Source organism: Bacillus sp. JZ34, assembly GCF_053903205.1.
The window spans coordinates 2,206,237-2,217,244 of sequence record NZ_CP096403.1 but is presented as its reverse complement, the minus strand read 5'-3'; the positions used below and the strand labels follow the sequence as shown (position 1 = coordinate 2,217,244).

At 48.6% G+C, this 11,008-nt stretch carries 3 protein-coding genes; all 3 read right to left on the bottom strand.

Annotated elements, in window-relative coordinates:
* Positions 1-13 precede the first annotated feature (13 nt).
* The 3 genes from M1D90_RS11245 to M1D90_RS11235 all read right to left on the bottom strand — a co-directional run bounded on the left by M1D90_RS11245 (position 14) and on the right by M1D90_RS11235 (position 11,007).
* Positions 14-7,669, bottom strand: coding sequence for an amino acid adenylation domain-containing protein (locus M1D90_RS11245; RefSeq protein ID WP_456282774.1), 7,656 nt, complete (start codon positions 7,667-7,669; stop codon positions 14-16).
* Between the two features lie 508 nt (positions 7,670-8,177).
* Complete coding sequence (locus M1D90_RS11240) at positions 8,178-9,815, bottom strand: AMP-binding protein (protein WP_023855750.1); 1,638 nt, start codon at positions 9,813-9,815, stop codon at positions 8,178-8,180.
* Between the two features lie 31 nt (positions 9,816-9,846).
* On the bottom strand, positions 9,847-11,007 hold the full coding sequence (locus M1D90_RS11235; protein ID WP_456282773.1) for an acyl-CoA dehydrogenase family protein: 1,161 nt from the start codon (positions 11,005-11,007) through the stop codon (positions 9,847-9,849).
* Position 11,008: the final 1 nt, after the last annotated feature.

Here is an 11,008-nt window from a genome sequence, read left to right as displayed (position 1 = left end):
CTTTCCGGCGAAATTAAAGTTCTTTTACGAGATTGGCAATACTTTCGAATGAAGCGGAAGTCAATTGTTTATTGCTGTAATCGCTCAATGTTTTTTCTCGTTGTTTCTTGGCGGAACAATGCTCAATGACCTCACAAAGGCGGTCATAGAAGCCATCCATAAATGTTTCAATCGTACGCCTGGAAAAGACGTCGGTATAGACAGTTTGAATATCAAGCCGCTGATTGACGACCATGGCATTGATGTCCAAATCAAATTCTCTCGGCCGCTCTTCTGCAATGTTGTGGCGCGGCTGATAAGGAGACATCCGCATCATTCCTTCGAGACCGTCGAACTGTCCGAGATAGTTAAAGCAGATTTCAGGTTCACGGTGCTGAATACGTCCAGACGATTGCAAAAGCCCGTATCCGGTTCCTTGGTTCGGCACGCGTCTCATCATGTCTTTCACGTTTTTTATACGGCAAGCGGTTTTTTCGCTTGAATTGTCCGGTACACTCATGTCCAGAAGAACCGGATATATCGAGGTGAACCATCCTACAGTTCTGGAAATATCAATGTCCGGAACATGTCCTTCCCTGCCATGTCCCTCAACACTGACAAGGAAATGCTCACGTTTCGTCCAATTGGCAAGCGCTATTCCCAAGGCCGCCAGCATCAGTTCATTCACCTCTGTGCCGTATGCCTGTTTTGTCTGAAACAGCAGCTGGTTTGTCAGTTTCACGCTTAACAAGCGCGAAGCGGTGAGTGCCGTTTTTTGCAGCCTGTCCGCATTCCTGTGACCGTCTTTTGGTAATGCGGTCGTTTCAAAAGATATCGCATGCTCCCAATATGCCGCTTCCTCAAGCAGTTCGTTGCTTGTTGACAATGGATGCAGCCTGTTTGCATATGTTACGTAAGAATCGCTTTTCTGCGGCAATTTAATTTTTCTGTCTGCTAAAGCTTGCTGATAAGCTGTTTGTAAATCTTCAAGCAAAATTCTCCATGACACACCATCCACAATCAGATGATGAATGGCGATCAGCAGATGGTCTGCATCCCGCAATCTGAACAATCCAATGTGACAAAGGAGTCCTTCGTCCAAACGCATTGCCCGCTGTATTCGTTTTTCCTCCGCTTCTATGCGTTCGGCAATCTGCGTCTCATCGGCGAGGTCTATGGTCTTAAAGCTGAATCCATCCTCATCCGTTTGACTGATTCCGCGATTATATTGAAGGATGCGTCCGTTATCGTCTTTTTTAAACATCATCCGCAAGGCGTCATGATGCTTGATTAAAGCGGATACGGCCCGGCGCAGTGCAGTCTCGTCCAATCTTTTTTCACTTGTGAGCATGACTGCTTGATTGTAATGATGTTCAAAGGCGCCAGGATAGGCAAAAAACCTTTGCTGTACAGGTGTTAGACTGGCATTCCCTTCAACAGGTCCCTGATCGGCAATTGATACGGTCGGAGTCAGGTGACTCGCCAGTTCTTCAATGGTCGGAAATTGAAATAAATCCCGAATCGTCATATCCCATCCTTCAGCGGCAAGACGAGCCGACACTTGCAGCGCTTTTATGGAGTCTCCCCCCAGCTGAAAGAAAGAGTCGGTGATGCCTGCTTGCCGTACATGGAGCACATCCTCCCAAATCCGGCATAGCAATGCTTGTTTTTCATTTTGCGGGGCATGGTAAGTTTCCAAGCTCTGAACATGTGCAGCAGGCAAAGCGTCTTTATTCAATTTGCCGTTAAATGTAAGCGGCATTTTCTCTAAACCGACAAAATGAGCTGGAATCATGTAAGCCGGAAGCCTTTTTGCCAAATCTAAACGCAGATCGATGATGTCTGCTTCTTTAGGAACGACGTATGCCGCCAAATAGGTTTTCCCTTCAATATCTTTTTGAATGGCGACTGCCGCTTCTTTGACATGCTCGTTCTTCAAAAGCGCATTTTCTATTTCTTCGAGCTCAATTCTGTAGCCCTTTATTTTGACTTGTTGATCAAGACGCCCATAAAGACGGAGGGTGCCGTCAGGAAGCCAGCAGGCCTGATCTCCGGTTTGATACAGCGGCCGACCTTGCGCTAAAGGATCGCTGAATTTGGCTTTTGTCAATTCAGCTTTTCGCCAATAGCCTTTGGCCACGCCTTCCCCCCCAATAAAAAGTTCTCCCGGGACGCCGATGGGCTGAACTTGTTTGTTCTTGTTGAGAACATACATTTGTACATTTGGGAGCGGAATGCCGATCGGTACAAAATCGTGATAGCGCTCTTTACTCATCGTGATTTCATAATAGCTTGAATCAATGGTCGCCTCTGTTACACCGTAGCTGTTGATGATCCGCATCTCTTTTCCGAATCGTTCATTTAATGTGTAAAAATCCTGTGCACTGACAATATCTGAGCCCAGAATCAGCACCTTTAGGCTCGGTAATCGATATTTCCGCCGGTAAACATATTCCATAAAGGGAACAACCAGGGCTGGTGTCGATTCCATTAATGTAATCTGCTGTTGATTCATCAGCTTACATAACAGTTCGGGCTCAATTCGGACATCATCCGGGCAAATCACAAGCGTTCCCCCGTTTAAGAATGCCCGGGCTATGTCTCCTGAAAAGACATCAAACGAGAAACTGGCCATTTGCAGCACTCTCGCCGGTGTGCGGTCAAGCTCATAGATGCTTCGCCAAGCAAGCGCTGCATGTGTGAAATTGCGATGTCTGACTTCAACTCCTTTTGGCGCTCCTGTTGTTCCCGAAGTATAGATGACATAGGCAGTATCTTTTGGAGTTGCTGTTGAAACTATATTTTCCTCGTGCAGGCCATTATGTTCATGGTCAAGATGGATGCAAGGCATACTGCCATCTGTCAAAAGTGAAGCGATATCTATATATTCAGCCTGGGCCAGCAGCGCAGATGCTTCGCTGTCTTTTAATAAAAACCGAATTCTTTCTTCTGGATAATGGGAATCTATCGGGATATACGCTCCTCCCGCTTTCAGCACGGCCAAAACACCTATGATGGCTTCAATCGAACGATTGGCCAAAATCGCAACTCGTTTTCCAGGACCGATTCCGGCTGTTTGAAGCGTCCGCGCCAGTCGATTGGCGCGACCATTCAATTGGTGATAGCTGATCTGTTTCGAGCCCTCAATGACTGCGATTTGCTGAGGATTATTCGCTGTTGTTTCTTCAAACAGTTCGTGAAACACTGCTGTTCGTTCTGGAAGTTGAAGGTGTTTGTGATTAAATTCAACAAGAATTTGGTATTGATCTTCATCGTTCAGAAGATTGAAGCGTGCAAGATCTGTCTCGGGCTGATGGACGATATGGCGCAAAAGTACAAGCAAATGTTTCATCCAGCGCTCGATGGTTGTTTTTAAGAAAAGATCGGTGCTGAATTCCATGTCGAGACGGATATTCCCGTTAGATTCGCAAGCGGTCAATGTAAGGTCAAAAATAGATACTTGATGGGCAAATGTTTGAACGCGATTGACTTGAAGGCCGGCTAATTGCATATCGTGCTGTTCCATGTTTTGCAAAATAAACATGGCGTCAAACAACGGATTGCGACTCATATCACGGACGACATCAAGCCGGTCGACAAGCTCCTCAAACGGATAATCCTGATGTTCGAACGCTTCAAGCGCCGTTTCGCGGACCTCCCTTAAGAAATTGCTGAAACATTTGTTTTCTGCCGGATGCGTTCTGATCGCCAATGTGTTGACAAACATGCCGATGACAGGTTCTAAGTCTTTGTGCGGCCTTCCGGCGATCGGCGAACCGATGATGATATCCTCCTGTCCGCTGAGCCGGGCAAGAAGCGTGCTGTACGCGGCGAGAAGAACCATATACAGGGTGCAGCCGTTGTCGCGGGCGATCTTGTAAAGGCCGGCTGTTGTTTTCGCATCAAGCGTGCGGGACACTGTATCACCCGCAAAGCTTCGTACCGCCGGGCGGGCGTTGTCGGCCGGAAGCTCAAGCACCGGCAGCTCTCCGTCGAGCTGCTTCAGCCAATAGGCTTCCTGTCTGTTGTACGCCTCCCCTTGTTTGAATGCCTGTTGCCAGACGGCGTAGTCTTTATATTGAATCCGCAGCGGGTGAAGCGTCCGGCTGGCGTACAGCTCGCTGAATTCGCGGATTAAGGTGCCGACAGACACCCCGTCGGAAATGATGTGATGCATGTCCACCAACAACAGATGGCTCTCCTCTGCTTCCTTCACAAGAGCGGCGCGGAAAAGCGGCGCTTCTTGAAGCCGGAACGGACGGACAAAGTCTTCAGCCGCCGCCAACTCCATCAGCTGAAACGGGACATCATCATGGATGCGCTGGACAGGCTCGCCGTCTGCCCCGGTTTCAAACGACGTCCTGAGCGATTCGTGGCGGCGGATCAGCTGCCTGAATACTTCATCAAGCCGGGCGCGGTCGAGCGGTCCTGTCAGCTTAAGCGCCGCCGGCATATTGTAGCCGACACCGCCGTCTTCCAGCTGCTGAAGGACATACATCCGCTTTTGCGCCGAGGACACCGGGTAGGTGTCCTGTATTTCCGCCGGTTCAATCGCCGCATATGGGCTCTCATCCAATTCATGAATCACGGCGGCGAGCTCTTCCAGTGTCGGCTTGGCAAAGATCTCCTTCAGCGGCACTTGCACGCCAAAGGCTTTGGCAATGCGGGAGACAAGCGCTGTCGCTTTCAGCGAGTGGCCGCCTTGTTCGAAAAAGTGGTCGCGAGTGCCGGCAGGGCCGTATTTCAGCACCTCTTCCCAAAGCTTGGCGAGCTTCATTTCCGTGATGGTTCGCGGCGCGGTGTAAGCGCGTCGTTCAGCCGCTCCGTCGGGAGCGGGCAGCGCCTTGCGGTCAAGCTTTCCGCTCGGTGTGACAGGCCAGTCACGCATCTCGATGAATGATGAAGGCATCATATAGGCCGGCAGGCGTTTGCCTAGTTCTGTCCTTGCGGTCTTTTGATCCTGACCTTCAATATAGGCGTAAAGCTCGGTTTCCTCCCCTTCTGTCCGGGCGACAACCGCCGCTTCCCGCACGCCGTCGATCTGGCGAAGCGCCGCTTCGACTTCTCCCGGTTCGATTCGGTAGCCGCGGATTTTCACTTGGCCGTCCATGCGGCCCAGCCATTCAACGGTTCCATCCGGGAGCCATCTCGCCAGATCGCCCGTTTGATACATGCGTTCCCCTCGATAAAACGGGTCATCGAGAAACCGTTCTTCTGTCAGCTCCGGACGGTTCAAATAGCCCCTTGCGACACCCGCGCCTGCGATATACAGTTCTCCGGCCACCCCTATGGGCTGGACAGCTTTCTCACTGTCTAAAATATAAAGACGGGCTCCCGGTACAGGTTTTCCGATCGGAAGCCGCATCCGTTCCCTGTCTTTTTCATGGTCGTACCGAAAAAATGCGGCATCCACCGTAGCTTCTGTCGGCCCGTAGCCGTGAATGACCGCAGTCTCCGGCAAAGACCGGGCAAATCGGGCGGCTGTCTGGGGAGCGAGCGCTTCACCTCCGGCGAATACGTGTTTCAAGGTTTTCGCAAGGCTTGTCCTTTTCTCCTCTGTTTCCATCTCGACCTGGTCTAAAAAGCTGTTGGCCATCGCCGGGATAAAATGCGCCGTCGTCACTCCTTCGTTTGTGAAGGCTTCTGTCATTAAAGCGGGATCCTTCTCCCAGCCCTGCGGAAGCAAATACATGGAGGCGCCGGGAATCATCCACCAAAACAACTGCCAGATCGAAGCATCAAATGAAAACGATGACTTGAGCACAATGACATCATCTTCAGTTAATGGGAACTGGCGCTGCATCCCGGACAAAAAGGCGGCAGCCTGTCGGTGCTCAACCGCGACGCCCTTCGGTGTCCCGGTTGAACCGGATGTATAGATGACATAGGCGAGTGAGCCGCCATCCGTATGAGCGCAAACCGGTTCGTTCTCCGCTGGTTCCGTTCGAAGTGATGACAGATTGACTTCAAGCGTTTCCCCGGAAAATCCGGAGACGGACAAACCCGGCCCTGTGACGAGAAGCCGGGCGCCACTGTCAGCGAGCATATATCTGAGCCGTTCTTCAGGATAGTCTGGATCAAGCGGCACGTAAGCGCCGCCGGCTTTCAAAACAGCCAGCACCGCGATCACCATCTCCGGTGAACGGTCGGCGAGCACGCCGACGACACTTTCTTTGGCGACGCCTTTTTTCTTCAACCGGACAGCAAGTTGATTGGTATACTGATCAAGCTCTCGGTACGTTAAGATACCGCCGGAAAAACGAACCGCCGGCAAGTTCGGCGACAGCGCCGCGCGGCGGGTGAAAAAACCATGCAGCGTCGGCGCCAAAGGTTTGACGGAATCTGTTTGGTTAAAAGCAGACAAAATCCGTTCCTTTTCGTTGGACTCTACCATATCGATGTTTTTAATCGGCTGGTCCGGCTTCTCAAGTGCCTTCTCCAAAACGGTTAAAAGATGGGATTGAATCCGTTTGATGTCATGATCAGTAAACATAGCGGTTTGATAATCAAAATTTAACTGTATGATACCGGTATCAAGGCGCTCTTTAATTGAAACAGACAGCTGATTTGCAGTGCGCCCGCTGAAATACATGGCCGTTTCATATTCAAAGCCATCTGCTTGTTGCCATTGAAGCGGCTGATACTGTATGGAAGTGACAATTAAATTTTGCAGATCACCATGCTGATGCCTTAATTCGTTCATCAGCAGATTGTAGGGATATTTTTGATGACGCATGACTGAAAGCTGTTCTTTCCCGATGCTTGTGACAAATGAAAGAACATCACAATCCGGATCAACTTCCATTCTGATTGGCAGTGTGCTCACAAACATACCGAGCATGTCTTTTTCCAGCCTGGAGGCGCGGTTACCGTAATAGGTCCCAATCACAATATCCTTGCTGGATGTCATTCTGCTGATGCATATGTAAAACGAAGCCATAAACAGAGAAAGAATGCTGATTTGATGCTTTTCGCAAAAGTGTCGGATTGATTCTGCCAAGGGATGTGAAAGAGTCAGGGTTTCTCTTAAAGCGGCGGTGCTTTGTTGTTGAGGCAAGGCTTTTTCTGTTAGTGGGAAATGTTCTGGAATGGTGTGGTAGGTGTTTGTCCAAAATAAGCGGTCTTTTTCAAACCGGGAAGATTGCAAGTATTGCTTCTCTTTTTCGATATAGGTGAGATAGGAAGGTTCATGATGTTGAGGTAAGGGTTCATTCCGAATCATTTTTTGATACATCTCTATCAGTTGATTGCCTAGCAGATTAAGAGAAATACCGTCCATTATGATATGGTGGAATTTTGCATAGAGCCAAACTTCTTTACTCGAAATCGCCAGCAGGGTGAATTGATAAAGCGGTGAATGAAACAGCTTAAACGGAATCGAAGTCTGATCGTCAATCCACTTATTCCGTTCGGACTTGCCGGCCTTTGTCAAATCAATGGTCTCTATGGAAAGCGGGCGATGTGCAGCGAGATAAAGATCAGGCTCTTCCCCTTTCCCTTCTGTCAGCTGAAAATGAAGTGAATCATGCCGGGAAACTGAAAAGTCCAAAGCCCGCCGCAGCACATCAAGGTCAATAGCGCCCCTGAATTTGACACAGGCTGCAAGATTGCAGATACTTGTACCCGGATCGAGCAGCTCGGTAAACCATACTCTTCTTTGAGCATGGGTCAAAGTGTAGGTTGTGTTCAATGGAACCCCTCCATTTCAAATATAAGAGAATAAAAAAGTAAAATAATTACAGGTTATATGACAATATATGGCTAAATCAATACGTATGAGAATCATTGTAATACAAATTCGATAAAATACAACAATGTTTACAATAAATTCAATAATTTTTTAGAAAATGGTTATTTTATCTCATCTGCAAAATTCTTGTCTTTACTGCTCATAACATAAGAAAAGCTCTAAAGCGGAGAAAATATCACGATGTTTATACCATTTTATTCAAAAAACAGAGCTGGAATTCAACGCACTCTGAGCAGAAATGGAAATAAATTGTTATCATTTATTCGTGAAAAATATCATCTCACGTGTTTTTGAAAAACCTCATAAAAAAACTGTACCTTAACCAATTAAGATACAGTTTTGCTTCACTTTCAAAAGCTTTAGGCTACACGGCATCCGTTTACATGTGCGGATGATCCGTTAAACAAAAGAGTCCCTCATTTTAGTTCGTCGCACTTGCAAGGGAAAATTACAATTGAAAATGTTCAAGCGCTTGCTCCCTTAATTTAAATTTCTGCACTTTTCCTGATGCCGTCATCGGGAACTCTTCGACAAATGCGATATAGCGCGGAATCTTATAACGGGCGATTTTACCTTTGCAGTATTCTTTTAATTCGTCAGCTGTCATGGATGCTCCGCTTTTCAGTTTGATCCAGGCCGATATCTCTTCACCGAATGTTTCGTCAGGCACACCGACAATTTGGACGTCGAGAATGTTGGGATGCTTGTATAAAAACTCTTCTATTTCCCGCGGGTATATGTTTTCTCCGCCTCGGATGATCATGTCTTTTAATCTCCCGGTAATCCGGCAGTAGCCTTCTTCATCCATTACGGCTAAATCACCTGTATGCAAAAATCCGTCCTCATCAATCACCGCTGCCGTGTCCTCAGAATTTTTGTAATAGCCTTTCATGACATGGTAGCCGCGTGTGCACAGCTCGCCTTGAACGCCTCTTGCAACCTCCTGATTTGTGCCCGGTTCAGTTATTTTGACTTCAACATTCGGCAAGGCGCGCCCTACGGTTTCGACCCTTCTTTTGAGCGAATCGTTGACCCTCGTCTGGGTAATGACCGGTGATGCTTCTGTCTGTCCGTATGCAATCGTTATTTCAGACATCCCCATGTTATTGATCACTTTTTTCATAACTTCAATCGGACAGTTTGAACCGGCCATGATACCCGTTCTTAAAGAAGACAAGTCATATGATGCAAAATCTTGATCATTCAGTTCGGCAATGAACATGGTCGGTACACCGTGCAGCGCCGTGCATTTTTCCGTTTCGACAGCAGAAAGCACTCCTTTTGGATTGAATTCTTGCACCGGCACCATCGTCGCACCGGCGGTGACGCAAGCGAGAGTTCCCAGCACGCATCCAAAGCAGTGAAAAAAGGGTACGGGGATGCACATTCTGTCTTTTCTCGATAAATTCATGCATTCCGCAATATTTGCCGCGTTGTTTGCCAAATTGGAATGAGTGAGCATCACGCCTTTTGGAAAGCCTGTCGTACCTGATGTATATTGCATATTGATGACATCATGCTCTTTGAGTCGTTCCATCCTGTGATCAAGCGCTTTTTCGCTTACCGAACCGGAGAGCTTTAATATGTCATCCCAAAGGTACATGCCGGGATGCCTTTTATCTCCCATCAAAATAATATTTTTTAAGAAAGGCAGTCTTTCAGATGCGAGCTTACCCGGTTCCGACTCCTTCAATTCAGGAATCAGTTTGTAAAGGATATCAATGTAAGAAGTGCCCCGGTATGATTCCATTAAAATGAGTGTTGTGGCATCTGACTGTTTCAGCACATATTCAAGCTCTGATAATTGATAGTTCGTGTTGACTGTGACAAGCACCGCGCCCGTTTTTGCCGAGGCAAACTGGGCGGTGAGCCATTCCGGAGTATTGGAAGCCCAAATTGCGACATGTTCACCTTTTTCAATACCGAGCGCCATCAGTCCTTTTGCGACTTTTCTGCACAACTGGTCAAATTGCCGGTACGTATAACGGAGGCGGCGATCCGGATAGACGACAGCCTCGTGATCAGGTGCGTTTGCCGCGGTTTTCTCCAACAATTTTCCGATAGTCAAATGGAGCAGCTCTGCCAACGTTGTCCCTCCCTTCTCCCGGAAAGCGTTTTCAATTCGCCGCTTGTTTGCCTATGCCGAGCTGCCTTGCGATGACGAGCCGTTGAATTTCTGAAGTTCCTTCACCAATTTCCATTAATTTGGCATCCCGCAGCATCCGCTCGACTCCGTACTCTTTCATATACCCGTATCCTCCGTGTATTTGAATGGACTGATTACATGCCCTGAACGCCATCTCTGAGGCATAAAGCTTGGCGAAAGCCGCTTCCTTTGTAAACGGCCGGCCTTGATCTTTCAGCCAGGCGGCCTTCAGCACCATATTGCGGGCAAGCTCAATTTCCATGGCCATGTCGGCAAGCTTGAACTGAATCGCCTGGAAATAGGAGATGGGCCGGCCGAATTGTTTTCGTTCGTGTGCGTATGCAAGCGCGGCCTCAAATGCGCCTTGAGCGATACCGACGGCCAGCGCGGCGATCGAAATTCTGCCCCCGTCAAGTGTATTGAGAAACTGTTTAAACCCTTTTTCCGGGCTTCCCAACAGATTTTGTTTTGGAACGCGGACATTGTCCAAGATGAGCTGCGATGTATTGGAGCCGCGGACACCCATTTTGTCATATTCGCTATTAATGGTGAAGCCTTCCGAATCTGTCGGAACGATGATGGCGGAGATGATGTTTTTTCCGTTGTCATCTTTTCCGGTGACGGCGGTGACGATGACGGTCCGGGCATATCCGGCATTGGTTATCCAGCATTTCTCCCCGCTGATCACATAGCTGTCCCCTTCCGAGCGGGCTTTTGTCCGGGTGCCGCCCGCATCTGATCCTGCATTCGGTTCGGTCAGCCCGAACGCTCCGAGCGCCCGGCCCGTCGCAAGTGGCACGAGATATTCTTGTTTTTGTTCTTCGGTGCCGAAATAATAAACCGGTGCAGCCCCGAGCGATACAGCCGCAGCATAGCTTAGACCGGTGCTCCCGCACGCTTTGCCGATTTCTTCGACGCTAAGCGCATAGGAAATCGTATCCCCGCCTGACCCGCCGTAGCATTCCGGAAACGGAATCCCCAAGAGGCCGAGCTCCCCCATTTTTTTAAATGTCTCAACCGGAAATTCTCCCGTCCTGTCAACATGTTCGGCATGCGGTGCAATTTCCTGTTTCGCAAAATCTCTGGCGAGTTCGCGAACCATTTGCTGTTCTCTGGTTAGTTCAAAATTCATA